At 72.4% G+C, this 24,464-nt stretch carries 17 protein-coding genes and 1 pseudogene; 5 read left to right on the top strand and 13 right to left on the bottom strand.

Going from position 1 to position 24,464, the window contains the following annotated elements:
- Positions 1 to 90: 90 nt before the first annotated feature.
- The 6 genes from ACFXDJ_RS03225 to ACFXDJ_RS03200 form a co-directional block, all read right to left on the bottom strand.
- Positions 91 to 897: an ABC transporter ATP-binding protein gene (locus ACFXDJ_RS03225; RefSeq protein ID WP_384847622.1), complete on the bottom strand. Its 807-nt coding sequence runs from the start codon at positions 895 to 897 to the stop codon at positions 91 to 93.
- A complete protein-coding gene (locus tag ACFXDJ_RS03220; RefSeq protein WP_384654887.1) occupies positions 894 to 1,889 on the bottom strand; it encodes an ABC transporter ATP-binding protein in 996 nt (331 codons plus the stop codon). Before ACFXDJ_RS03220 ends, ACFXDJ_RS03225 begins: the two co-directional genes overlap by 4 nt.
- Positions 1,886 to 2,740 (bottom strand): ABC transporter permease, encoded by an 855-nt coding sequence (locus ACFXDJ_RS03215; protein ID WP_384654890.1) that lies wholly within the window; start codon positions 2,738 to 2,740, stop codon positions 1,886 to 1,888. Before ACFXDJ_RS03215 ends, ACFXDJ_RS03220 begins: the two co-directional genes overlap by 4 nt.
- On the bottom strand, positions 2,737 to 3,696 hold the full coding sequence (locus tag ACFXDJ_RS03210; RefSeq protein ID WP_384654892.1) for an ABC transporter permease: 960 nt from the start codon (positions 3,694 to 3,696) through the stop codon (positions 2,737 to 2,739). Before ACFXDJ_RS03210 ends, ACFXDJ_RS03215 begins: the two co-directional genes overlap by 4 nt.
- On the bottom strand, positions 3,693 to 5,417 hold the full coding sequence (locus ACFXDJ_RS03205) for an ABC transporter substrate-binding protein (RefSeq protein ID WP_384654895.1): 1,725 nt from the start codon (positions 5,415 to 5,417) through the stop codon (positions 3,693 to 3,695). The genes ACFXDJ_RS03210 and ACFXDJ_RS03205 overlap by 4 nt, the downstream gene beginning before the upstream one ends.
- Before the next feature lie 116 nt (positions 5,418 to 5,533).
- Positions 5,534 to 6,547 carry an agmatine/peptidylarginine deiminase gene (locus ACFXDJ_RS03200; RefSeq protein ID WP_384654898.1) on the bottom strand — a complete coding sequence of 338 codons (1,014 nt, stop codon included), beginning with the start codon at positions 6,545 to 6,547 and terminating at the stop codon, positions 5,534 to 5,536.
- 314 nt (positions 6,548 to 6,861) lie between these two features.
- Between ACFXDJ_RS03200 and ACFXDJ_RS03195 the strand changes: the two genes are divergently transcribed.
- Together ACFXDJ_RS03195 and ACFXDJ_RS03190 are read left to right on the top strand one after the other, a co-directional pair.
- Entirely contained in the window at positions 6,862 to 7,434 is a 573-nt protein-coding gene (locus ACFXDJ_RS03195) for a TetR/AcrR family transcriptional regulator (protein ID WP_384654901.1), read from the top strand.
- Between the two features lie 67 nt (positions 7,435 to 7,501).
- Positions 7,502 to 8,107, top strand: a complete 606-nt coding sequence (locus ACFXDJ_RS03190) for a GNAT family N-acetyltransferase (protein WP_384847619.1) — start codon at positions 7,502 to 7,504, stop codon at positions 8,105 to 8,107.
- Here ACFXDJ_RS03190 and ACFXDJ_RS03185 read toward each other — a convergent pair.
- From ACFXDJ_RS03185 to ACFXDJ_RS03170, 4 genes are all read right to left on the bottom strand, one after another.
- Positions 8,104 to 9,783, bottom strand: coding sequence for an urease subunit alpha (locus tag ACFXDJ_RS03185; RefSeq protein ID WP_384658187.1), 1,680 nt, complete (start codon positions 9,781 to 9,783; stop codon positions 8,104 to 8,106). The genes ACFXDJ_RS03190 and ACFXDJ_RS03185 overlap by 4 nt on opposite strands.
- A gap of 80 nt (positions 9,784 to 9,863) precedes the next feature.
- Positions 9,864 to 10,571, bottom strand: coding sequence for an urease subunit gamma (locus ACFXDJ_RS03180; protein WP_384658180.1), 708 nt, complete (start codon positions 10,569 to 10,571; stop codon positions 9,864 to 9,866).
- 91 nt (positions 10,572 to 10,662) lie between these two features.
- Positions 10,663 to 11,841 carry an agmatine/peptidylarginine deiminase gene (locus tag ACFXDJ_RS03175; RefSeq protein ID WP_384658177.1) on the bottom strand — a complete coding sequence of 393 codons (1,179 nt, stop codon included), beginning with the start codon at positions 11,839 to 11,841 and terminating at the stop codon, positions 10,663 to 10,665.
- Between the two features lie 247 nt (positions 11,842 to 12,088).
- Complete coding sequence (locus tag ACFXDJ_RS03170; RefSeq protein ID WP_384658186.1) at positions 12,089 to 12,646, bottom strand: TetR/AcrR family transcriptional regulator; 558 nt, start codon at positions 12,644 to 12,646, stop codon at positions 12,089 to 12,091.
- A 292-nt stretch (positions 12,647 to 12,938) separates the two neighbouring features.
- On the opposite strand from ACFXDJ_RS03170, the gene ACFXDJ_RS03165 reads away from it, so the two are divergent.
- Positions 12,939 to 14,078, top strand: a complete 1,140-nt coding sequence (locus tag ACFXDJ_RS03165; protein WP_384658175.1) for an agmatine deiminase family protein — start codon at positions 12,939 to 12,941, stop codon at positions 14,076 to 14,078.
- Positions 14,079 to 14,096: 18 nt separating this feature from the next.
- On the opposite strand, the gene ACFXDJ_RS03160 is transcribed toward ACFXDJ_RS03165, so the two are convergent.
- Positions 14,097 to 17,318, bottom strand: a complete 3,222-nt coding sequence (locus tag ACFXDJ_RS03160; RefSeq protein WP_384658172.1) for an NACHT domain-containing protein — start codon at positions 17,316 to 17,318, stop codon at positions 14,097 to 14,099.
- Positions 17,319 to 17,508: 190 nt separating this feature from the next.
- On the opposite strand from ACFXDJ_RS03160, the gene ACFXDJ_RS03155 reads away from it, so the two are divergent.
- Entirely contained in the window at positions 17,509 to 19,152 is a 1,644-nt protein-coding gene (locus ACFXDJ_RS03155) for a serine/threonine-protein kinase (RefSeq protein WP_384847640.1), read from the top strand.
- 407 nt (positions 19,153 to 19,559) lie between these two features.
- Here the strand turns inward: ACFXDJ_RS03155 and ACFXDJ_RS03150 are convergent.
- Together ACFXDJ_RS03150 and ACFXDJ_RS03145 are read right to left on the bottom strand one after the other, a co-directional pair.
- Positions 19,560 to 20,258, bottom strand: a pseudogene (locus tag ACFXDJ_RS03150) (IclR family transcriptional regulator C-terminal domain-containing protein); the annotation flags it as partial.
- Positions 20,259 to 21,100: 842 nt separating this feature from the next.
- Positions 21,101 to 21,706 carry a sigma-70 family RNA polymerase sigma factor gene (locus tag ACFXDJ_RS03145; protein WP_384658169.1) on the bottom strand — a complete coding sequence of 202 codons (606 nt, stop codon included), beginning with the start codon at positions 21,704 to 21,706 and terminating at the stop codon, positions 21,101 to 21,103.
- 236 nt (positions 21,707 to 21,942) lie between these two features.
- Here ACFXDJ_RS03145 and ACFXDJ_RS03140 point away from each other — a divergent pair, with 236 nt between their 5' ends.
- Entirely contained in the window at positions 21,943 to 24,258 is a 2,316-nt protein-coding gene (locus ACFXDJ_RS03140; RefSeq protein WP_384847616.1) for a hypothetical protein, read from the top strand.
- The last annotated feature ends 206 nt before the right edge of the window (positions 24,259 to 24,464 follow it).

Below are 24,464 nucleotides of genomic sequence, written 5' to 3'. Positions count from 1 at the left end.
CTCTGATCTCCGATCAGTCATGCGTGGATGCGCGAATGCGTGCAGTGGTGAACCGATGGGCCGTGGGCGCCGACGCGCCCACGGCCCCCCTCACAGGGCGCGGCGCGCGGCGGCGATGCTCCGCGGGTCCCACCCCGGGCGGGGTACGGACTCCAGGAGCAGGCGCGTGTAAGGGTGCTGGGGGTCGGCGAGCACCTGTGCCGTCGGACCCGCTTCGACGATCCGGCCGTGCCTCATGACGATCACGTCGTCGGTGACACAGCGCACTACGCCGAGGTCGTGGGTGATGAACAGGTAGCCGATGCCGGTCTGTTCGCGGATGTCGAAGAGCAGGTTCAGGATCTGCGCCTGCACCGAGACGTCCAGGGCGGCGACCGCCTCGTCGAGGACGAGGACGGACGGTTCGACCGCCAGCGCACGGGCGATCGCCACGCGCTGGCGCTGCCCGCCCGACAGCTGCCGGGGCAGTGCGTCGGCCTCGCGTGCTCCGAGGCCGACCTGGTCGAGCAGTTCGGTGATCCGGCCGGTGTGGTCGGTGCCGGGGAAGTGCAGCTTGAGCGTCTCCCGGATCGCCCCGCCCACGGTGATGCGGGGATCCAGGGACAGGAAGGGGTCCTGGAAGACCATCTGGATCTCGCGGGCCCGCTCCAGGCGCCCCGCCTTGCCGCGCCGGTGCTCCGTCCGGTCGCGGCCGTTGATCTCGACCCGGCCGCCGTCGGCGGTCTCCAGACCGACGACGATGCGGGCGGTGGTCGTCTTGCCCGACCCCGATTCGCCGACGATGCCCAGGGAGCCGCCTTCGGACAGCCGGAACGACACGTCGTCCACGGCCTGGACGCTCCCGTAGGCCCGGCTCAGGCCCGAGACCTCCAGAACGGTCTTCGTCGTGGTCGTCATGGGTGGAGTTCCTTCCGTTCCTTCGCCGCGACCTCGTCGCTGTGGTGGCAGGAGACGAGGCGGGCCGGCTCGGTGGCCAACGGGAGCAGCTCCGGGGCCTCCTGCCTGCACACGTCGGTCGCGAACACGCAGCGCGCGGCGAACGGGCAGCCGGTGAGCTCCTCGCGCAGGCTCGGCGGCCGGCCCTCGATGGCGGCGAGCCGCCCTCGCGGGGCGTCCAGCCGCGGCGTGGAGTTCAGGAGCGCCACCGTGTACGGGTGGCGCGGCCGGGTGAACAGGTCGTCGGCGGGGCCCGTTTCGACGATCCGGCCCGCGTACATCACGTACACGCGGTCGCTGATCGCGGCGGCGAGGCCGAGGTCGTGCGTGACGAACAGCAGCCCGGTGCCGAAGCGTTCGCGCAGATCACCGAGGAGGGCGACCACCTCGGCCTGCGTGGTGACGTCGAGCGCCGTGGTGGGCTCGTCCGCGAGGATCAGGGCGGGATCGCCCATCAACGCGGCCGCGATCATGACCCGTTGCAGCATGCCGCCGGACAGCTGTCCGGGATACTTGCGCAGGGCCGCGCCGGTGAGGCCGACGGCCTCCAGCATCGTCACCGCCCGCTCCTCGGCGGCGTCCTTGGCCATCTTCGCGTTCAGGCGCAGGCTCTCGGTGAGGAAGTCGCCGACGCGCCGCATCGGGTTGATGGCCGCCCGGGGATCCTGGAAGATCATGGCCGCGGTGCTGGTGCGCAGGACGCGCAGCTGCGCCGGGGTCATCGTCAGGACGTCGTCGCCGACCACCCGGACCGTGCCCTCCGTACGGGCCTTGTCGGGCAGCAGCCGCAGCACGCTGCGCGAGGTGAGGGTCTTGCCGGAGCCGGACTCGCCGACCAGGGCCACGGTCTCGCGGGCGCCGACGGTGAGGTCGACCCCGTCGAGGACGGGCCGGACGGTGTTCGGCAGGCTGAGCCGCAGCCCCTGGATGTCGAGGGTGTTCAGCGTGTTCATCGGTCCCTCCTGGCTACCTTGTCGGCCCAGCGCTCGCCGACCACGTTGAAGGCGACCACGGTGAGCACGATGGCCACACAGGGCACGATCGCCGAGAGCGGGTAGCCGGACTGGATGGCGACGTTGCCGTCGAAGACCATGCGGCCCCAGTCGGGGGTCAGGGCGGGGACGCCCAGCCCGAGGAAGGACAGGCCCGCGAGGTCGATCAGCGCGTAGCCGAAGTTGATCGTGGACTGGGCCAGCACCACGGGCGCGATGCCGGGGATGACGTGGCGCAGGCAGATCTGCAGCCCCGAGTGGCCCTGCACCCGGTACGCCTCCACGTACGGGCGAGCGCGCTCGGCCAGTACGAGGGAGCGGGTGAGCCGGCTGACGTAGGGGAGGTAGGCGATCGCCAGGGCGATGACCGGGGCCAGCAGCCCCTCGCCGTAGACCGAGACGATCAGGATGGCCAGCAGCATGCCGGGGAAGGCGAAGACCAGCTCGGTGCTGCGGGACAGCACCGAGTCGAGCCAGCCGCCCCGCCAGGCGGCGGCGGTGCCGATCGCGACACCGGCCAGGGTGGAGAAGACGACGACGCCGAGCGGGCCCAGGAGCGAGGTACGGGCTCCCAGGACCAGCCGGGACAGCGTGTCCCGGCCGGAGGCGTCGACCCCGAGGAGATGGTCGGCGGAGGGTCCCGCGAGGGCGTTGCCCAGGTCGATGGCGTTGGGATCGTAGGGGGCGATCCAGGGGGCGATCAGCGCGACGATGACGACGACGGCGACGAAGCCCAGACAGAGCAGGGAGAGGGGGGCGCGGGAGGTCCGGATCCGGGACAGGCCCGGCCGGCGCACCAGGACGGAGCTCACGCGGCCTTCTTCGCGGGGCCGAGGGCGACCCGGGGGTCGACCAGCGGATGGAGCAGGTCCACGACGAGGTTCACCGTCATGAACAGCGCGACCATGATGAGGGAGATGGCCTGCACGGTGGGGAAGTCCTTGGTCGTGGTGGACAGTTCGAGGAGCTGGCCGATGCCGCCCACACTGAACGCGGACTCCACCAGGACGGTGCAGACCAGCAGTGTGGAGACGATCAGCCCGCCCGTGGTGAGCACGGTGCCCAGCGCGTTGCGGAACACGTGCCGCCTGATGACCTGGCGCTCGGACACGCCCCGGCTGCGGGCGACCGTGACGTGTTCCTGACCCAGGACGTCGACCATCGCGGCCCGGGTGACCCGGGCGAGCATGCCGATCAGGTAGAGCGCCAGCGCGACGGCCGGCAGGGTCAGGTGCCACAGCATCGAGAGGAACCCGTCACCGGTGCCCCCGGTGGGGAACCAGTGCAGCGTCACCGCGAACAGGCCTTGCAGCATGACCGCCGCGACGAACGACGGGGTGCCGATGGCGAAGGTGGTGGTCACCAGGATCGCCGAGTCGGTCTTCCCGCCGCGGACCGCGCCGATCCAGCCCAGGATCAGCCCGAACACGAGGACCAGTACGAGCGCCATCGTGATCAGCATCAGGGTGTTGGGCAGCCGGTCGGCCAGCAGCCGCGACACGTCGGTGCGGTAGGTGATCGAGCGGCCGAAGTCGCCGTGCACCACCTGGCCGAGCCAGCGCCCGTAGCGGACCACGAACGGGTCGTCCAGGTGGTAGTGCTCGTTGATCGCTTGCAGAGCCTCCGGGGAGGCCGAGCGGCCGCCCAGGAGGAAGCTCGCCGGGTTGCCCGGGGCCAGGTACAGAGCGCCGAAGATGATGAAGGAGGCGCCGAGCAGGGTGGCTGCCATCTCGGCCAGCCGCCGTACGGCGAAGCGGAGGAAACTCATCGCGCGGCCGCCCCGACGTCCGCGGCCCAGGGGTAGTACAGGTAGGAGATCGTGGTGGGTGCGCCCGTGATCCGCTTGTTCAGGAAGACGGCGGTCGGCCATTCGGCGACCGGGATCCACAGCAGCTGGTCGGCCGCCTTCTTCTGCAGCTCGACGGCGGCGGAGAAGCGCTTGGCCGGGTCGTACTCGCCGCGGGCCTTGTCGGCGAGCGAGTCGTAGGCCTCGTCGCTGTAGCCGGCGTAGTTCTGGTAGGCCCCGGTCTGGAAGTTGCTCAGCAGGTCCATCGGGTCGGTGATGGAGTCGTAGTACGTCTCCGGGAACATGTCCAGGCCCTCGCGCGCCTTGGGGTCGGTGAACAGCGAGGTGAAGGCGTTGGGGGCGATGGTCTTCAGCTGGACGTTCAGACCGATCTTGGTGCCGGCGTCCTGGACCGCGGTGGCCAGCAGGGAGACGTCCTGGCCGATCGAGCTGGTGGCGATGGTGACCGTCTTGCCGGTGGCACCCGCCTCCTCGATCATCTTCTTGGCCGCCTCGATGTTCTGGTCGGGCGAGGGGAGCCCCTCGAAGGCGGCCTTGCGGAGGTTCTCGGGGGCCGTGGCCCAGACGCCCTTCGCGGTGAGCGAGGTGGTGACGGTGCCCGCGCCGCCCAGGCCCGCCTTGACGAACCCGCGGCGGTCCAGGGCCAGGGACAGGGCCCGGCGGACGCGGACGTCGCCGAGGGCGCCCTTCATGCTGGTGACGTTGACGTTGACCGTGCTGAGGCCCTCACCGAAGTACAGGGTGCCCGCACCGCTCTTGCGCAGCCGGTCGTAGCTCTCGGTGGGGATCAGGTAGCCGCCGTCGGCCTCGCCGTTGAGCATGGCGTTGGTCCGGGCGGAGGGGTCGGTCAGGAAGGTGAAGACGGCCTTCTTCGACTTGGCCTTGGTGCCCCAGTAGTCGTCGAAGCGCTGGAGCTCGATCGACTGGCCCTTGTTCCAGGTGCCCAGCTTGAAGGGGCCCGTACAGTCCAGGCTGCCCGCGGTGCCGTAGTTCTGGCCCGCCTTCTCCACGCCGGCCTTCGAGGCCACCACGCCGGCGGCCGTCGCCATGTACTGCGGGAACTGCGAGTCGGGCTGCTTCAGCGTGACCGTCACCTGGAGCGGGCCGGTCTTCTTGACCGACTCGACGTTGGCGAAGTTGCTGTTCCAGGCCGCCCCGAGGTCCGGGTTCATCTGGCGGCCGAGGCTGAAGACCACGTCGTCGGCGGTCATCGTTCCGCCGTCGTGGAACTTCACGTTCGGGCGCAGATCGTAGACCCAGGTCAGCGGGGTGGCGTTGGTGGCCTTCTCGGCCAGGCCCGGAGCCATGGTGAGCTGCGGGGTCCACTTCATCAGGCTTTCGCAGACGTTCGACAGGATCGTGTTCTGCGGGTAGTCGAAGGCCGAGATGTAGTCCAGCGTGGGGGGCTCCGCGTAGAGCGCCCAGGTGAAGGAGTCCAGCTCACCGGCGGCGGCCGGAGTGCCGGTGGACAGCTTGAAGGCCGCGTCGTTCGCGGGCGCTCCGCCCTTGGGCGGGCCGGAACAGGCGGCCACCAGGCTGACGGCGGCCAGGGCCGCGACGGGCAGCGCGTACCGGCGACGGGCGGACCGGGGCCGGGAGGACCGGGTGTCGGCGGACCGGGTGCCGGCGGACTGGCTGCGCGCGGAGCTGGTGGCTCTGGACCAGGGCAGGGATCTGGGCATCGGTGCTCTCTCTTCCATGCTGGGCGGGGGAGGTACGGGCCGGGCGGCCGACTGGGGCGAGGAGGGGGACTCGGGGGCGGGCCGCCGGCCCGTGCGCGGCGAAGGGGGCGAGCCGGTCAGGCGGTGCGGTGGGCGGAGGGTACCTGCTGGGTGATGCAGTGGATGCCGCCGCCGCCCCACGCGACCACGCGCGTGCGGACTCCGACGACCTTGCGGCCCGGCAGCGCGGCCGCGATGACCGCGAGGGCGCCCTCGTCCTCGGGGGTGTCGGCGACCGGTACGACGACCCCGCCGTTGGCGACGTAGAAGTTCATGTAGCTGACCTCCGTCTCCCGGCCGTCGACCTCGACGAGGTTGCTCTGCGGCAGGTCGATGATCTCGAACGGGCGCCCGGCGGCGTCGGTGGCCGACTCCAGGACGGCGCGGTTCACACGCATGCGCTCGTAGTCGGGGTGGGCGGGGTCGCTCGGCACGGAGATGATCACCTTGCCGGGGGCGACGAAGGCGCAGACGCCGTCCACGTGACCGTCGGTCTCGGTGTCCAGCAGACCGCCGTACGGCAGCCAGATCACCTTGGTGACACCGAGGCGGGCGATCAGCTCGGCCTCGATCTCGTCCTTGGTCATGTCGGGGTTGCGGTTCGGGTGCAGCAGGCACTGCTCGGTGGTGATCAGGGTGCCTTCGCCGTCGACCGTGATAGCGCCGCCTTCGAGGATCATCCGGGAGTCGATGCGGTCCACGCCGAAGTGGTTCAGCAGGGCCCCGGCGATCTTGTCGTCGGTGTCGTAGGGGAAGTGCTTGCCGCCCCAGGCGTTGAAGCGGAAGTCCACGCCCGCCCGCTCGCCGTTCTCGCCGAGGACGAAGATCGGGCCGGAGTCGCGGAACCAGGAGTCGTCGATCGGGAGCTCGATCACGGTGACGCCCGCCCCGCACAGCGCGCGGGCCTCGTCGCCACTGCCGGGCACGGCGACCATGGTGACCGGCTCGAATTCGGCGATCGCCGTGGCGACCTGGGCGTACTCCGCCTTGACCTCGTCGAAGACGTCGCCCCACAGCTCCTGCCGCGTCGGCCACGCCATCAGACAGCCTTCGTGGTCGGTCCACTCGGCCGGCATCCGGAACGTAGTCATGATCTCTCCTGTTTGAAAATTTAGTCAGTATTCGCGGCGAGGACATGGGCTCGCCGCGGGCAAGAGGTGTGGTGATGTGCCCGCATCCTCCACCGAACTGAAAATTCAGTCAATGGTTCTGGCCAAGCTGATGCGGAATCGGCCATGCCGGGTGTCAGGCGGGTCGGTCCCCGCCTTGCGCCCCGGTGGGGGACGAGGGGGAGAGGGGGTCGCAAATAGATATGATCGCGACATCTTCCCCGCAAATATCGACCCTGATGTTACGGTCAGGAAAAAGCCCCAGGTGGCGGCCCCGACGGGTAGAGTGACCCTTCGTGTCAGACCGTCGAACAGAAATACTCAGAGCCGCCACGCGAGTGATCGCGCGACGCGGCGTGCGCGGGCTCCGCGTGGGGGAGCTGGCAGCCGAGGCGGGCGTGTCCACCTCGCTGATCTACTACCACTTCACCGACCGCGCCGGGATTCTGCGTCGGACCCTGGAGTTCATCAGCGACCGCGCCGAGCGCTACACCGCCGAGCGCGAAGCGGGCCTGGACGTCCCCGAGAGCCCCCGCGTCGAGCTGACCCAAGTCCTGCTCCTCGAACTCCAGGACACCCCGGAGGTCCGCGAGAACAGCACGGCCTGGGGCGAGCTCAGGGCGAGCGCCGTGTTCGACCCCGACCTGCGCGAGGACGTCGCGAAGGCCACGCACAGCTGGGTCCACGAGATCTCCTACCTCCTGGCCCAGGCCCGGCCCACCGGCACCGCCCCGCAGCACGCGGCCGCCGCCGAACGGCTGACGGCCCTGCTCGAAGGCCTCAGCGTGCGGTGGCTCAGCGGCTCGCTGCCCCTGGAGCACGCACGCCGGCTCCTCGCCGACGCGATCGACGCGGAGCTGGACGCCTGAGCGGTTCCTCGGGATCCCTCGGGATCCCTCGGTCCGTTGGGCCCGTGGGCCCCTTAGGCTGCCGATCATGAAACCGGCAACCGAAACCAACGGCGAGCCCGCGGCGCTCGCCCTCCTCGACGCCCCGCAGCTGGCCTCCGACCCCGACCGGGCGGCCCGGTTCGCCGCGGAGGCGCACCGGATCCTGGCCGAGCTGGTGGCCGGGGGAGCGGCCCTGGGCTGGGTGGAGCCGCCCGCGCCCGAAGAGGTCGCGGAGATGCTCGAACGCCTCGTAGCCGCCGTACGCGCCGGGGACGCGGCCCTGCGCGCCGCCTATCTCGGCCCCCGGCTCGTCGGGCTGGGGTACTGGCAGCGCTACGCCCGACCGACCCACCGGCCGCACGCGGACCTGGAGAAGGTCGCGGTCGACCCGGAGATCCACGGCCGCGGCTGCGGCCGGGCGCTGACGGCCGCCCTGATCGAAGACGCCAGGACGGCCGGCATCGAGGTCCTCACCCTGGACGCGCGCGGGGACAACGCGCGCGCCCTGGGGATCTACGCCTCGCTGGGCTTCACCGAGTACGGGCGGCTGCCCGACTTCGTGGCCGTCGGTGAACGCCGCTACGACAAGGTGTTCTGCATGCTGGACTTCCGCCGGGCCCCGCAGGGCGCCCAGGGGTCCCAGGGTTCCTAGAGGAAGTACAGGCGGCTGAGCGAGATGGAATCGGCCGGCTCCGAGACCAGCGGTTCGCCGTCGAGCGAGACCAGACCCGTGCCGGGGTGCACGTCGACACTGCCGGTACGGGCGTTGCGGAGCATGTCCTTCGGGCCGATGCCCCGGGTCCCGCGGACCGCGACGCGGCGCCGCCGGGTGGGCATCAGGTCGCCGTTCTGGACGGCCGCCTCCGCGACGAAGGCCACGGATATATCGGCCGCGGTGGCCCCGTACGCGCCGAACTGCGGCCCGAGGACCAGGGGTTCGCAGCGGTCCGTGGACGCGTTCGGATCGCCGGTGACCCCGTAGGCGGGGAAGCCGCCCTTGAGCACCAACTGGGGCTTGGCGCCGAAGTATTGGGGCCACCACATGACGAGGTCCGCGAGCTTGCCGACCTCGATCGAGCCGACCTCGTGGACAAGGCCGTGCGCGATGGCGGGGTTGATGGTCAGCTTCGCCATGTAGCGCAACACGCGTTCGTTGTCGTCGCCGCTCTGCGCCGTGCCGTACGAGCCCTCGCCGTCCAGGGGGCCGAGCTCGGTCTTCATCTTCCCGGCCATGGCGAAGGTGCGGCGTACGGTCTCGCCCGCGCGGCCCATGCCCTGGGCGTCGGAGGAGGTGATCCCGATGACCCCGAGGTCGTGCAGGATGTCCTCCGCGCCCATGGTCCCGGCACGGATCCGGTCGCGGGCCATGGCGGCGTCGCCGGGCAGGTCGACCTTGAGGTCGTGGGCCGAGACGATCATGCCGAAGTGCTCGCCCAGCGCGTCCCGGCCGAAGGGCAGGGTCGGGTTGGTGGAGGAGCCGATGACGTTGGGAACGCCCGCCATCTTGAGGACGTTGGGGACGTGTCCGCCGCCGCAGCCCTCGATGTGGAAGGCGTGGATGGTCCGGCCGTCCAGCACGCGCAGGGTGTCCTCGACCGAGAGGCACTCGTTCAACCCGTCCGTATGCAGGGCGACTTGCACGTCGTGCTCTTCGGCCACCCGGAGCGCGGTGTCCAGGGCGCGGGTGTGCGCGCCCATGTCCTCGTGGACCTTGAATCCGGAGGCGCCGCCCTCGGCCAGCGCCTCGATCAGCGGGGCCGGGTCCGAGGACGAACCGCGGGCGAGGAAGCCGATGTTGACGGGCCAGGCGTCGAAGGCGTTGAAGGCGTGCTTCAGCGCCCAGGGGGAGTTGACGCCGACCGCCCAGACCGGCCCGAACTCCTGGCCGATGATCGTGGTGACGCCGGACGCCAGCGAGGCCTCCATGATGCGCGGGGAGAGCAGGTGCACGTGGGTGTCGATGGCCCCGGCGGTGACGATCATGCCCTCGCCGGAAACGATGGTGGTCCCCGTACCGACGACCACCTCCACCCCGTCCAGGGTGTCGGGGTTCCCCGCCCGGCCGATCGCGTGGATCCTGCCCTCGCGGATGCCGATGCTGGTCTTGCGGATACCGAGGACGGCGTCGATGACCAGGGCGTTGCTGATGACGATGTCGCAGGTCTCGCGGACGGCGGCGGCCTTGAGGTGCAGGCCGTCGCGGGCGGTCTTGCCGAAGCCGGCCAGGAACTCGTCCCCGGGCTTCTGGGAGTCGGACTCCACGCGCACGATGAGACCGGAGTCGCCGAGCCGGATCCGGTCCCCGGCCCGGGGGCCGTGGACCGCCATGTAGTCGTGCGGATCGGTGCTGTCCGCCGGGGCGGCGCCCGGACGGCCGTGGCAGCCCGCCGAGTCGAAGACGCTGGCGCTCATGACTGCTGCTCCTCCTGGTATTCGGTGAGGTACCCCGTGGCACGGGCCTTGGCCAGGGCGGCCTCGCGGGCGCCGGGCGCGTCCAGGGGGCCGTCGACCAGCCCCGCGAAACCGATGGCGACGCGCGCCCCGCCGATGGGTACGAGCTCCACCTCCACGGAGGCGCCGACGTCGAAGCGGACCGAGGAGCCCGCCGGTACGGAGAGCCGGGAGCCGTAGGCCGCACCCCGGTCGAAGGCGAGGCGCGGGTTCGCCTCGAAGAAGTGGAAGTGCGAGGTGACGCTGATCGGCACGCTGGAGGTGTTGCGCACGCGCAGCCGGATCGTCGCCTCGGCGGGCTCGTAACCCGCCCCGTCCCCGGGCAGTCCGGCGCCGGGGGCGTCGGCCCCGAGCGAACCCTCCTGCCGGAAGGGGTCGTCGATGACGCAGAGCCGCGTACCGTCGTCGAAAACGGCCTCGACCTGGATCGAGGTGACCACGTCGGGCACCCCGGGCAGTACGTCGCCGGCGCTCAGCACGTGGCGCCCCGCGGCGATCGCCTCGGCCAGCCTGCGGCCGTCCCGGGCCGCCTCGCACACGGTGTCGGTGATCAGCGCGGTCGCCTCGGGAACGTTGAGCTTCACGCCCCGGGCGCGTCGGGCACGAGCCAGCTCGGCCGCAGTGAAGATCAGCAGCCGGTCCCGCTCGGTCGGTGTCAGTCGCATACGGCCTCATCTGTGAAGGGGGTGGCCTCGCGGCCGGAGGTCCAAGGGGGTGTCTTGCTGATCGAGCCCGGCCTGATCGGCAAGACACCCCCTACGGGAGCGGCTCGTGCATCGTGGAGCAGTGGATGCCGCCGCCGCCGGCCATCAGGCGGTCCACGTTGAGCTGGACCACGGTCCGGCCGGGGAAGGCCGCGCCCAGGGCCTGCTTGGCCGCCGCGTCCTTCGCCTCGTCGCCGAACTGGGCGGTGATGACAGCCCCGTTGACCACGTGGAAGTTGAGGTACGAGTCCACGAACTGGGGGTTCTTCGACCGCACGGTGTCCGGACCGGCCACCTGAATGACCTTCAGCCGCCGGCCCCTGGCGTCCGTGGCGTTGGAGAGGATCGACAGCTGCTCGCGGGCGTCGCGCGCCCACACGTCATCGCGGTCCGCCGGAGGCACCTGCACCATCACGACGCCGGGCCCGATGAACCGCGAGGTCACGTCGATGTGGTCGTCGGTGATGTCCTTGCCCTTGATGCCGGGCACCCAGATCATCTTGTCCGCGCCGTAGGCGTGCAGGACGGCTTCCTCGATCTCGGCCCGGCTCATGCCCCGGTTGCGGTTCTTGTTGACCAGGCTGCTCTCGGTGGCCATCACGGTGCCGTCGCCGTCGGTCTCGATCGCGCCGCCCTCGCCGACGAAGTCCGTCCTGCTGAAGGCGAGGTAGCCGTCGTGCGCGATGAGCTCTGCGACGTCGGCGTCGTAGGCGTGGGTCTGCTTGTTGCCCCAGCCGTTGAAGTTCAGGCCGATCGCGTCAAGCCCGCCCCGGCCGTCCCGGCGGAAGACGGGGGCGATGTCGCGCATCCAGAGGTCGTCGGTGGGGATCGAGGTGATCACCGTGACCCCGGGGCCGCACCAGGAACGGGCGGTGGAGGCCGTGTAGGAGTCCGGCGCGCACATCACGACGGGCTCGTAGCGCGCGATGGTCTTGGCGATCAGCGCGATGTCCTCCTGGACCCCGCCGAGGGCGCGGCCGCCCCAGACGGAGGAGCGCGACGGCCAGGACATCCAGGTGCGCGCGTGGGGGACGTCGTCGCGGTCCACCCACCAGCGCGGCAGCGCCGGGTTCGCGGGCCGGGGCGCCGCGGAGGCCATCGAGGCCGCCGAACCGCCCAGCACCGCACCCGCCGCGCCGAGGCCGGCGGCTCCCAGGACGCGCCTGCGGGAGGGCGTGGCTCCGAAGAGCCGGCTGACGAGGGAGCGGCTGGCGCCGGGGGAGTCGCTCATCGTATTTCTCCAGATCAGGGGTACGTGCCGGTTTCGGCCACGGCTCGCACTCTGTCACTGACTGAAAATTCAGTCAAGCTTCGGGTCGTGGGTGGGCCCGGAGGCTGTCCGGAGGGGTCGCGATGGGTGCCGGGGGGTGTCGAGGGATGCTGGGGGACGCGATCGGCGGACCGGCGAGATCGGGAGCGACGGCGTGCCGGGCCGCCGCGGGCCGCCGGGGCCCTGTCAGCGGCGGGCGGCGGCCGGATCAGGTCCGGGCGAGGCGGTCCAGCTCAGCGTCGATGGCCGACACCATCAGCTCGCGGGCGTGCGCCAGGGGCAGGCTGCCGCTGAGCCAGCGCGAGCTCAGGCCCTCCACCAGGGCCGTCAGCCGCTCGGCGGTGCCGGCCAGCGCCGCCGCCCCGGCCATGGGGCGGACGCGGCCGAGCAGCTCGCCCACTTCCTGGACCCATACGAGCGTCGCCCGCGCGAGGTCTTCCCGCAGGTCGGGGTCGAATACCGCGCTGGCCCGGAGTTCTCCCCAGGCCGTGCTGTTCTCCCGCACCCCGGGCGTGTCCTGGAACTCCAGCAGGAGCGTCTGCTCCAGCTCGCCCCGGGCGTCCAGCGGCTCTTCGCCGGGATCGCGCTCCGTGGTGTACCGCCCCGCGCGGTCGTTGATGAACTCCAGGGTCGCGCGCAGGATGCCCGCGCGGTCCTTGAAGTGGTAGTAGATCAACGCCGTGGAAACGCCGGCCTCCGCGGCGAGCTCCTCCACGCGCAGGCCTCGGACGCCGCGCCGGACGATGACCCGCGCGGCCCCTTCCATGATTGCTGTTCGACGGTCAGCCACGATTCGACACCCTACCCGCAGCCCGGCCCCTCGGGAGGGGTCCGGATTGACTGAATATCTAGTCAGTGCAACAGTGGGGCCGGTCGGATCGGCAAATGCCGCATTCCGCATCCTGCTTTCGAGATCCCGCTTTCGAGGCACGGGCCGTGTCGCCGCCCGTCCGCTGCGCGCGCACGCTAGAGCTAAGTGCAGCCTGCTCAGTGGCGTCCCCCAGCGTCCCCCTGTAGCCCCCAGTCGCATGCCGGAGCTTCCTGTGTTGAATCCCCCCATGTCCCGCCGCACCGCACTGCGCTCCCTCGCCGGTATCGGCGGAGCACTCGCCCTCGGGGCGGCCGCCTGCGCTCCCTCCGAACCGGGCGAGGCGGAGACCTCCCCGGCCCCCGGAGAGTCGGCCTCGGGCCGCCGCTTCGGTGCCGAGTGGGAGAGCCACGCCCGCACCTTCATGTCCTGGCCGGCCCTGGAGCGGGTCTGGGGCGAGATGCTCCCCGGAGTCCGCGAGGACATCGCCCGGGTGGCGCGCGCCGTCGGCGAGTACGAGCCCGTCGTGATGATGGCCCGCCCCGAGCAGGTGGACGCGGCCCAGAAGGCCTGCGGATCACAGGTGGAGGTCATTCCGCTCGCGGTCGACGACCTGTGGGCGCGGGACACCGTACCGGTGTTCGTCGAGGAGCCGGGCAAGCTGCTCGGCGTCGACTTCAACTTCAGCGGCTGGGGCAACAAGCAGGAACACCGCAACGACGGTCAGGTCGGCAAGCTGCTGCTCGCGAAGTACGGCATCCAGCGGGTCCAGGCCCCGCTGGTCGCCGAGGGCGGCTCCTTCGAGACCGACGGCGCGGGCACGCTGCTGGTCACCGAGAGCTCCGTCGTCAACAAGAACCGCAACCCCGGGAAGAGCCGGGACCAGATCGAAGCCGAGCTGAAGAGCACCCTCGGCATCAAGAAGGTCATCTGGCTCGCCGGAGTCCGCGGCCAGGACATCACGGACGCGCACGTCGACAGCCTCGTACGGTTCACCGAGCCCGGCGTGGTCCTGCTGGACCAGGCGCACGCGGACTCCCCGCCGGACGTCTGGTCCCGCGCGGCCGACCAGGCGCGGTCGGTGTTCAAGGACGCGACGGACGCCCGCGGCAAGAAGCTGGAGGTCGTCGACCTCCCGCAGCCCGACCTGGAGAAGATCACCGGCCGCGGCGACGCGTTCGTCTCCACGTACGCGAACTTCTACGTGGCCAACGGCTCCCTCTTCATGCCGCAGTTCGGCGACGCCCAGGCGGACGCCCGGGCGAAGAGCATCCTCCAGGAGCACTTCCCGAAGCGCGAGGTCGTCATGGTGAAGATCGACACCATCGCCTCGGGCGGCGGCGGGATCCACTGCTCCACGCACGACGAGCCGGGGAAGCCGAAGGAGTAGCCGGTGGTGAGGGGGGGATCAGTTGTCCGAGGTGTGGATCGTCATGGACTGGGGCAGGGCTTCGATGCCGTGAAGCTGGGCACGGGGCACGTAGATGTGGAAGTTCTTCAGGGCGGCCATCCCTGCCAAGGGGGTGACGTCGATGGAGCCCTCCAGGGTCAGTCCGTTGGTGAAGTGGCAGCTGAGCAGTCCGGGGAAGGTGTGGGCCAGCCGGTCGACCACCAACTGTGTGACGCGGACTCCTACCTCGCCGAAGAGAAAAAGGCTCGTGACCTTTGCCAGGATCGGGCCGTCCGGAAGGTTCTCGAAGGAGTTTGCCTTAAGGGCGACGATGCCGAGAGCGGGCAGCCTGGAGAGCTCCCACCAGTCCTCAGCAGAAATCCGGCCGGGCGCGACGTTGATGAACGTGAGCCCGGTGCGCCGGCTGATTCCCTTGAGGCCTTGCCGGGGGAGCGTAGAGGCGGACAGCGTGAGGGCGTGAAGGGGTGCGTCGGTGTGCAGGATCTCGGTGGACCAGCTTGGATCGACGAGGCCTTCGAGTATCAGCGAGTCGAGCTGTGAGAGGTGCTCCAGGGGGCGCAGGTCCACGCCGGCCGAGTTCAGGATGGCCAGGCTCTTGAGCGGCAGCCCGCCGAGAGCCGAAAGGTCCAGCAAGGCGTCGCACGAAGCAAGCTCGACCGATGCGAGCTCGGTCTGACCGGCCAGGAACCCCAGATCCTTCGCCGGGTGGTTCGTCAACCGGAGTCCGGTCAGCGGATTTCGCGAGATGTACGAGCCGAGTGCGTCCAGGGACACTCTGCTCCTGACGTCCAGGGAGACAGGGGCTGTTACCAGGCGCTCCAGATGCGGCAGTTGTTCGTCGGACGTGATGCTGTACTGAAGCTTGTCCGGGTCCAAGCGGCTGATGATCTCGTCTGCGTACCGGGCGGTATCGAAGCGCGACCAGGCCCACGCGAGCTGGCGGCGCACGACATGGGAGGAGTGCCCGGTGAACCGGGCCAAGAAGGGCAGGGCGGCGTCCACCCCGACCCGTGAGGCCGCGATGACCGTGCAATGCGCGTCATTGTCGCTGAGGCCCTCGGGCCCGGGCAGCAGCTCCAGGATGAGCGGGCCCACTTCCGCCAGGTTGCGGGCCTCCGCCTCGTTGCGCGGCGGGATCAACCGGGCGGTGCGCTCTTCCACGGCTTCGCGGACCGACGGATCCAGGGTCGTGGCGTGTTCCAGGCAGGCGGCGGCGAGCAGGTAGACGCGGGCCTGCGTGCGCTCGTCGCGGGTGCGGTCGCCGAGTGCCAACAGTGACTCGAAGAGCCCCACGCGTTCGCGGGGGCGCGCGAGGGCCACCGCCATGCGGATGACGTCCTCCCACTGGTCGTCGGCGGCATGCGCGGTGAGCAGGCCGAAGTCGCCCTCCTCCACCGCGGCCCGGGCCCCCAGGAAGTCCTGGAAGGTGCGGTGTACGAAATCCACCGTGCCCGGAGCCGGTTCGCGCAGCAGGCCGCTGCGCTGGAGGAAGTGGTCGAAGACGGCCTGGGCCCCGCCCAGGGCCGCCGCTTCCGGGATGGCCGGCAGTGCCCGGCCGATGATGTCCTCCGCCTGCGAACGGTCCATCTCGGTACGGCCGTTCTTGATCAGCCAGTAAGCGAGCCGCTGGAGCAGATCGAGCTGCGGCTCCTCCCGGAGCTCGGGAACCACCATGTCGCGCTCCCGGTCGCGCCGGCAGATCAGCATCGAGAGCGCGGCCTCGTACAAGTCCCGGCGGCCGTGCGGGAGATAACCCCGCCGGTCGCGGTGGAGTGCGCAGATCAGCCCGCACATCAAGGGGTTGGTGGCCAGCCGGCCGAGATCGCCCTTGGTGCGGACCGCCGTGATGAGCTGCGCCTCGTACGCGTCGAGTTCGGCGGCCTCCTCCGCTTCCTGCACTTCGCTGCGGGCGGCAGTGTGCCAGCGCTCGATGAAGGTGGCGGTGTCGGCTGGACTCATGGAGGACAGGGCCAGTTCGCCGAAGCCGTCCTCGGCGAGCCAGTCCTGGCCGACGGCCGACGGGCGCGAGGTCACCAGCCAGCGGTTGGCGCCGTCGTACGCGTCGACCAGATCCCGCAGCCAGCGACGGGCCCGTGCCCGCTCGGGCTCGGGAATCTCGTCGATGCCGTCCACCAGGACCAGGCCCCGCCCGGCGGTCAGTACCCGGTGCTCCCAGCCGGCCGGCTGGGTACCCGTGAGGGGGCAGCCGATCGCGGTGAGGAAGTCCTTCGGTGCGGGCAGCCGTTCGCCGTGCCGGGTGAGCGTACGCAGGGGGAGGACGAAGGGGATGCGGTTCCTGAGGTACGCGGGCTGGTCCGCGCGGCCTTGCCGTGCGGCGGTGACGGCCAGCCACTGGACGAGCGTGGTCTTGCCCGAACCCGCCTCGCCCCGCAGGAGGACGCGGGGCGCCCCGGCCATGGCCTGATCCGCGGGCTGGCATCCGGGTGCATGGCGGATGGCGTTCCGGAGGTCGAAGGGGGCGTCTTCGGACGTGTTGAACAGGTTCTCCGCCGACTCGCGGGACTCCAGCGGCACCGCTTCCAGACTCAAGTACGCCACGTCCAGCGGCCATCTGGTCGGCGAATTGCTGAGGTCGATCCCGTAGATGGTGAGCTTGCCGTGCCTCTTCGCCACGTAGGGCAGGTACGCCGCCTCGAACGCGGCGTCCGCCGCGTCGGGGACCGGGGTTCGGCGGATCAACTCGTCGGTTTTGACCGTCAGTTCATCCATCGCTCGGGTCTGGCGGACCAGCGCGTGGGCCACGAACGTCTTGCGCTGGGTGAAGAACTCCAGGATGTGGTGGGCCGCGAGGGCGAGCAGGGCCTCGTAGAAGTACGTGGCGTCGGCGGAGAGTTGGCGCTCCGGTCGGTCGGCGGCCTGGCGCAGGGCGCGGGCGAAGGCCTCCGGGCCGAGGCGGACGGCGTCGACGTCCGTCATCGTGAGGTCGCCGAGGGCGTGCAGCGTCGAGGCGAGGGCGTCGGTGACGGCCTCGTGCTCGTCCGCCGGGACGTGGCGTTCGCCCGCGCGCACGGCCTGTTCGACGAGGGTGGCGGCCAGGCCGCGTACGTCGGACTCGGTGAGGGTGCGCTTCTCGCCCTTGAAGGAGACGTAGCCGGAGAGGCGGATCGGATCGTCGACCAGCCCCGCCCCCGGGGCGTCGGCCACGAAGAACTTCTTCACGAGCGGGCCGATGACGGACGATGCCAGCTTCAGTCCCATGGCTGTGGGATCCACGTGTGCCCCCCCGAAGAGCAGTGACCGGTGCCGTCACGATCCTAGGGCGCGGCGGCCCTGTCCTGCCGGGATACCGGCGCGGAGGGTCTGTGGCCGGCGGGCTGCGGCATCATGGGCCCTGGACCAGGTGAGGGGGAGCGCGGTGGCGCAGGACGAGGCGCGCGGCAGTGTCGTGATGGCCGGGCGGTACCGCCTGGAGGAGCGGCTGGGCCGGGGCGGGATGGGCACGGTCTGGCGGGCCGCCGACGAGTTGCTCGGACGGCCGGTCGCCGTCAAGGTGCTCCACGTGGGCGAGGGCGACGAGGACGGCGGCGTGGCGGCCGGCGCCCTGCGAGAGGCGCGCGCCGTGGCGCTCGTCCGGCACCCCCACGTCGTCGTGGTCCACGACGTCATCGAGCACGACGGGCGCCCCTGCATCGTCATGGAACTGGTCGACGGCGGCTCGCTCGCCGCTCTGATCTCCGCCGGGAAGACCCTCACCCCGGTCGAGACCGCCAGGACCGGGCTCGCCCTGCTCGGCGCCCTGACCGCCGCGCACGGCCGGGGCGTGCTCCACCGGGACGTCAAACCGGCCAACGTCCTCATGGAGGCGGGCACCGGCCGGGTGGTGCTCACCGACTTCGGCATCGCCCGCCTGACCGGAGCCACCACGATCAGCGAGACGGGTGCGTTCGTCGGCTCGCCCGAGTACACCGCCCCCGAGCGGATGCAGGGCGCCGAGGCCGGTCCGGCCTCCGACCTGTGGTCGCTCGGCACGCTGATGTGTGCCGCGCTGACCGGGGAGTCGCCCTTCCGCCGCGATTCGCTGGGCGGGATCCTGCACGCCGTCGTGTCCGCCGAGATCCGGCCGCCCGCGCAGGCCGGCCCGCTGCTCCCGGTCATCAGAGGCCTGCTGGAACGCGATCCGGAGCGCAGGATGACGGCGCCCGAGGCCGAGCGGCTGCTGTCGGCGTACGTGGCGGGCGGGGGCGGAGGCCTCGCGTCCGTGGATCGGATGCCCGTGGATCGGACGCCGGCGGACCGTTCGCCGGCGGACCGGGCCCCCGCGGACAGGGAGCTCGCCGGTCGTGATACCGCCGGACAGGTCAGGGCAGACGGGCAGTTGACGGCGCGCCAGCTCGCCTCCGCCCGACCGGCCCTGCGCATCGGGCTGATCGCGGCCGCAGTCGTCCTGGCGGCGAGCGGGGCGGTGGCCGCCACCTCGATGTTCGGCGACGAGGGGCGGGAGCCCGCAGCCGCGCGGGAGTCCCCGGCCGCAGCCCCCGGCCCGTCCGCGCCGCAGACATTCTCCAGCAATCCGGCGGCGAGCGGGAGTCCGGCGGTGAGCGCGCCGCAGCAGAGTGCGGCGCCGGGCGCGCCGCCCGCCGGGTACCACGCGGTCCGGGACCCGCAGGGCTTCGGCATCGCCGTACCCGACGGATACCAGCGGGCCACAGACGACCAACGCGTCTTCTACGTCTCCCCGGACGGTGCCTTCCGCATCGGGATCCGGGTGAAGATGCCGGTGTCCGGCGGGCCGCTCGGCGTGATGCGGCAGTCCCACGCGAACGGCCCGGACACCAATCCCGGTTACCGGAACGGCAAGGTCGTCTCCACGACCCACCAGGAACAGCCCGCCGCCCTGTGGGAGTTCACCTGGAACGGCTTCACGGCGGCCGAGGGGCCCCGGCACACCTATGACATCTGCTGGGACCAGAACGGCCGGATGTACGACATTTGGGTCTCCGCGCCGGTCGGGAACCTCGCGGAGGCGAAGCACCAGTTCGACACCGCCGTCGCCACCTTTGTCCCCGGCGCGCCCGGTTCCGTGGCCCCCTGACGGCTTCAGGTGCGCAGCACCACCAGGCCTTCGGCCGTCCGCAGACTGCCCGGGACCAGCGGCGCGAAGGTGCGGGGGAGCGCCAGGCCCGGGAAATCGCCCTCCTGCGGCGCGTCGAAGAGGTACGCCGCCTCCGAGGCGCTGTCGCTGACCAGATGCGGCCCGTTCGCCCCCTGAGCGGCCCGGGTCAGCGGAGTCCGGAAGAGCCTGCGCAGGTGGCGCAGCGTCTCCGCGGAGACGGGTACCGGCATCGGCGCCGGTTCCGGATCGGGCAGGGCGTGCGGCCCGGGCTCCCGTGTCTCCGTGCCGTCCCGGTTCAGGTCGGGGTCCGTGCCCGCGCCCCGGCCCGGTCCGGCAGCCGCGGCGGGGTCCGCGCCGGGGGCGGCGTCCGGCGGGATCGCCCCCGCCAGCAGCAGCGCCAGCAGGACCGGGACGGCCTTGCGCCGCAGCGCCTCGGTGGCCGTCCGCAGCCGGTGCGCGTGCGCGCCCGGCAGCGACAGCGCGAGGCTGCCGGCCGCGTCGCCGATCGCGAGGGGCACGGCCGCGCAGACTACGCCCGGGGAGTATTCGCGCAGGTCGAAGACGGGCGCGCCCGGGGCCACCGCGTCGAGCGCCGTGAACAGGGCCCGGCTGTCGGTGATGGTCCGCTCGGTGAGCCGGGCGGGCCGGTGCCGGGCCACGTGGTCGGCGCGGCCGTCGTGGTCGAGCTGGCTCAGCAGGCATTTGCCCACCGCGCTGGCGTGCGCGGCGTCCCGGAAGTCGACCCACTCCCGCACGGGCGGGGTGCCGGGCCCGTCCGCCATCTGGGTGATGCGGACCTCCCCCTCTGCGTACCGGCTCAGGTACACGGCCGCGCCCGCACTGTCCCTGGCCAGGGACAGGGTGTGCTGGAGCTGGCCCGCGAGGCCCCGGCCGAGGGCCGGCCCGGGGGCGTACACCCCGACGCCGGGCCGGTACGCGTACCCCTCCTCGCAGAGCATCGACAGCAGCGGCCCGAGCTCGGCCTCTGCCAGGCCGGCCTCGCGCCCCAGCCGCCCGGTCCGTACGCCGAGCGGCCGGCGTTCGAGGACCCGTACGAGGGCCAGGGCGCGGCGGGCCTGCGCCAGGGCCTCGCCGCCGCCGGGCTGTACGACGGTCCCGCGGGCCGCGGCCGTCAGCGACGGGTGGCGCAGCGGGCCCGCGCCCGGTCGGGGCGGCCGCACCGGAGCGGCCGACGGGGGCAGGAACGCCTCCAGCACCCCGGACAGCCCCGGCTTGGGCAGCGGCACCGGGCCCAGGTCGGGGTCGTCGAGCTGGTCGACGTAGCGCAGGACGGCCGCTTGGGCGCACAGCCGTACTTCCCGCAGGTCCCGGGGCCCGCCCGGCCGGAAGCGTCGGCGGCCCAGTTCCCGCGCCCAGATCCTGGCGTCGTGGTGTTCTCCGCGCCGGGAGTGGTCGAGGAAGAGGCAGTACGCGGCGTGCGTGGTCCGGGACCGGCCGGAGCCGGCCGCGAACTGCCACCAGAAACGGGCCCCTTCGCGCAGTCCGGCCAGGTGGAGCAGACAGCCGAAGACCACGGCTCCGGGCAGATCGGCGTGGCCGCCGGTCTGGAACGCGTCGAGTCGCTCCCGGGCCCTGGGCGCGCAAACGGAAGCCAGGCAGGCGGCCTTGAGGTCGAGCCCGGCCCGCTCGGAGTCCAGCGGCACGTCCCGCGCGGGGTCGCACCAGCCCAACGACCGGCGCCGGCCGTGGGTTCCGCGCCGGCGGGGGACCGGCTGCGGTGACGCCGGAGCCAGGACGCGCTCGCTCCGGCCGCCGCTGCCGCCGTCGCCCCGCAGCAGCCGGGCCTCCGCCGCGCCAAGGTCGTAGTGCGGATAGCGGTCGCGCACGCCCGCCCGCGCCAGGAACTCGTCCAGGGAGCGCGGGAGTCCGCCGTCCTCGCGCCTGGTCCCGTGGCTCGTGCCCCGGCTCATGACTCGGCCGAGGTGTCGAGCAGCCGGGCGAGGCGCCGCTGCGCCTGTCCGAGCTGCGAGCGGACCGTGGCCTCGTCCACACCCATCATGGCGGCGGCTTCGCCCGGGGTGCACTGGAGCCCGTACCGCAACAGCACGGTGTCGCGCTGCCGTTCGGCGAGCCGGGAGACGGCGGAGTAGAACCGGATGGTGTCGGTGAGCACCTCGTACTGGTCGGCTTCCACATGGGCTTCCTTGAGCGCGGCCTCGAAGGCACTGATGTCCATCGGCTCCGGCCAGGGGGTGCGGCGGTACTGGCGGTCGGCTATCCGCTGTTTGAGCACGGTCCAGGCGTAGGCGTCGAGACGGTCCATGTGCAGCATCCGCAGCCACTCGCCCATGATCGAGTCGAAGGCGGCGTCGACCGCTTCCTCGGCCGCCGCGTCGGTACCCAGCTGCAGGTACGCGAACCGCATGTAGGCCGGACGCCGGTCGGCGTGGAAGGCCCAGTACGACAGGCGTGCCGTCGGATCCCACTGGGTCATGGGAGCCGGCCGCCGTCGCCGGCTCGGCAGACCCACGGCCCCGCCACCGGACTCCTCCGGTCCGCTGCCATCGCTCACCGCTCCACCCCATCCCGTGTGCGCGGCCCAAGGAAATCAGCGCGGGCGCACTCGGAGGGCGCAGAGGCGGAAGCTGGAAGAATTACGTTCGGTGATGACCAGTAGGTGATCGAAGTCGATCGCGCAGGCGCTCAACCAGCGCAAACGCATATGCCGCCCTCCCGTGCGCCCGTTTCGTACCTCCGCCGGACGCGTACGGCGTGTGACCATCCCAAGATTCACTCGTTTGTCGGATCGTGGGCACAACACAGCGATTCCGCTCCACCGCCGTGGAGCAGGCCGAGGCCGTTCTCGTCGAGCAGTACCCCCAACTGGTGCGGCTCGCCTACGTGACCCTCCCGGTCTCCCTGGGCCGCCATACCCGGGTCCTCCTGGCGCACAAGGCCGTCCAGCGGGCCCTGCCGCGCGGTGGGCGCGGCAGCACCGGGGCCCCGGCCGGTCCCGACAGCCCGGGCAGTCCGCTCGCGGAGGTGCGGGTACGGGTCCTGCGCGCGAGCCTCGCTCCGACGGGCCGGGCCCGCGTCACCGCGGCCGCGCTGGGGTGGCCACCGGTCCCGCCCTTCGTGTGGGGGCTGCGGCTGTGGCCCCCGGCGGGCGGCATCGACGAGGCCGCCCGGCTGCTGGCGCAGGCCCCCGGACCGGTCCGGGCCGCCTTCGTACTGCACCGCATCGACGGCCTGCCCGAGGAAACGGCCGTCCGGCTGCTCGGCGCGGCCGGGGTGGCGGACCCGGCGGACGCGCTGCGCGAGGCGCTGGCGGTCCGTGCGGTGCCGGTGTCTCCGGCGGAGGGACCGGGGGCCGCGGTGTCTCCGGCGGAGGGACCGGGAGCCGGACCGGTGTCCGGGCCCGGGGCGGGCTGGGCTTCGGAAGTCGGGGTCCGGGGCGTGGGCCGGATCGGCGACGCACCCGGGGCCGGACCCCGGGCCGGTGCCCGCGCGGACGGGCGGACGGCCGGAGGGGCTGCCGGCTGGTCCGGCGACCGGGCAGGCGGCTGGTCCGGTGACCGAAACGGCGGCTGGGCCGGCGGGCAGGCGGGCGGGCGGCCGGGAGGTTCGGGTGGTCCGGTCGGTCCGGGTGGTCCGGGTGGTCCGGGTGGTCCCGGTGGTCCGGGTTCGCACGAGGTCGGGGGAGTTCTCGGTGAAACGCTCCTGCGGGGGCCGCGCGGCTCGGAGTTCGACGCCAGCGTGGTCAGCGCCCGCCCCACCGACCTGCTGCGCCGTCGCCGCCGGACCCGCGCGGCCTGGACCGCCGTGGCCGCGCTGGCCCTGGCCGCCGGGATCCTCGCCGCCGACGGATCACCGCCGCGCCCCGAGGCGACCCCGCTCGCCGGACCGGCCGCCGCCGGGGCGCTGGATCCCGCCCGGCTGGTCCGGGTGCCCGCCGAGGCCTGGGCGGACACCGCCCGGGTCGACTTCACCGCCTGGCCCGCGCGCGGCGGGCGCACCACCGACCGGGGTCTCCTCGCCCGCGCCCTGGCCGCCTGGGCGGCCCGGCCCCGCGAGGTGGCGGTCACCGCCGCGCCGGGCACGCCGACGGACCCACCGGGCCACGCGCCGCAGCTCCTGTACGCGGGGGACACCGGGGGCCGGGCCGTGGTCCTGCTGCTCGACGCGGACCGGGTGGTGCGCTACGGCGAAGCCGCCGATGGACCGCGCGGCCGGGAGCTCGCGTTCGCCCGTACCGACGGGGCCAACGTGACCACCGCCGCCGCGCTCGTGCTGAGCCGGTCCGGCGGGGACGGGGGCCGGGCCCGGTACCTGCTCGCGCCGTGGATCGCGAAGGCCGCCACCCGGGACCTGCTCCGGGCCGGGGACGAGGCCAGGCCCCTGGCCGTGTCGGCCGACGGGGTCACCGAGGAGACCGAGGTCCCCCGTACGGACGGAGCCTGCGAGAGCTGGCCCGCGCTGGAGCTGACCTCCTCCGCCCGCATCGTCGAGAAGCACGCCTTCGTCCTCGCCGACCCGGGCGCCGCCCTGACCCCCGTACACCTCACCTACACACCGCTGCCCGACGGGCCGACGGCCGTGGCCGCGCGGCAGCCGCGCGAGGCGACCGGCCCCGCCGCGCGGGCGGCCTGGGCGACGGCCGCCTGCCGGCTGCGGGAACTGCGCGGCGGCGCGGTACGGGCCGTGAACATCTGGGACTTCGCCGACTCCGAACTCCCCGACGGCGCCGGGCGGGCGGTCTGGTCCTGCACCCGGGCCTCCGGCTGGGCCGGTCCGGGCGACGTCCTGGTCCAGCTGCGGCCGCCGGCCGGGCCCCCGCAGGACGTGGCGCGGGCCCGCTCGACCGCCGCGTGCGGGCGCTTCGGCCAGAACCTGCTCGCGGGCACCCGGTGGCGTTCGCCCGCCGGCCAGTGGTACCTGCTGGCGGCCGGAAGCCGCGAGGTCACCGGGATCACGGCGGACGGTGCGGTCCGGGCGGAGGCGTCCGGCCGGGTCCTCGCGGTGCCCGTCGCCGGTCCGCGGAGCGCCCCGGTCGTCCTGACGGGCGCCCTGGCGAGCGGAGCCCGCATCACCGCGATCGACGGCGGCACGGGAGGCCGGGACTAGGAGGTGTCCGGCGGTTCGGCAACCGTGGACGGCGGTCCGGTGCCTCCTTCCCCGCCTGTACCATGGCCGCAGCGCGAGGGCCGTGACGCAGAGGTCACCACCCTCGCCTTTGTGTTATGGCCGCCCGTGGCCACCCACGTCCCGCCCGAAGAAATGCGGCACGCGGCGTTTCGGCGGTTGGATACGATGAACCGCACGTCACGTTG

It is taken from the genome of Streptomyces sp. NPDC059443, from assembly GCF_042750105.1.
GTDB lineage: Bacteria > Actinomycetota > Actinomycetes > Streptomycetales > Streptomycetaceae > Streptomyces.
This window is presented reverse-complemented; position numbering and strand designations above follow the sequence as displayed.

Excerpts from the sequence above, each read along its gene's own strand:
- ACFXDJ_RS03220 (WP_384654887.1), bottom strand. The coding sequence starts at position 1,889 with ATGAACACGCTGAACACCCTCGACATCCAGGGGCTGCGGCTCAGCCTG.
- ACFXDJ_RS03180 (WP_384658180.1), bottom strand. The coding sequence starts at position 10,571 with ATGCGACTGACACCGACCGAGCGGGACCGGCTGCTGATCTTCACTGCG.
- ACFXDJ_RS03155 (WP_384847640.1), top strand. The coding sequence starts at position 17,509 with ATGGCCGGGCGGTACCGCCTGGAGGAGCGGCTGGGCCGGGGCGGGATG.
- ACFXDJ_RS03200 (WP_384654898.1), bottom strand. The coding sequence starts at position 6,547 with ATGACTACGTTCCGGATGCCGGCCGAGTGGACCGACCACGAAGGCTGT.
- ACFXDJ_RS03165 (WP_384658175.1), top strand. The coding sequence starts at position 12,939 with ATGTCCCGCCGCACCGCACTGCGCTCCCTCGCCGGTATCGGCGGAGCA.
- ACFXDJ_RS03175 (WP_384658177.1), bottom strand. The coding sequence starts at position 11,841 with ATGAGCGACTCCCCCGGCGCCAGCCGCTCCCTCGTCAGCCGGCTCTTC.
- ACFXDJ_RS03160 (WP_384658172.1), bottom strand. The coding sequence starts at position 17,318 with ATGGGACTGAAGCTGGCATCGTCCGTCATCGGCCCGCTCGTGAAGAAG.
- ACFXDJ_RS03185 (WP_384658187.1), bottom strand. The coding sequence starts at position 9,783 with ATGGCGGTCCACGGCCCCCGGGCCGGGGACCGGATCCGGCTCGGCGAC.
- ACFXDJ_RS03210 (WP_384654892.1), bottom strand. The coding sequence starts at position 3,696 with ATGAGTTTCCTCCGCTTCGCCGTACGGCGGCTGGCCGAGATGGCAGCC.
- ACFXDJ_RS03225 (WP_384847622.1), bottom strand. The coding sequence starts at position 897 with ATGACGACCACGACGAAGACCGTTCTGGAGGTCTCGGGCCTGAGCCGG.
- ACFXDJ_RS03170 (WP_384658186.1), bottom strand. The coding sequence starts at position 12,646 with ATGGAAGGGGCCGCGCGGGTCATCGTCCGGCGCGGCGTCCGAGGCCTG.
- ACFXDJ_RS03205 (WP_384654895.1), bottom strand. The coding sequence starts at position 5,417 with ATGCCCAGATCCCTGCCCTGGTCCAGAGCCACCAGCTCCGCGCGCAGC.
- ACFXDJ_RS03190 (WP_384847619.1), top strand. The coding sequence starts at position 7,502 with ATGAAACCGGCAACCGAAACCAACGGCGAGCCCGCGGCGCTCGCCCTC.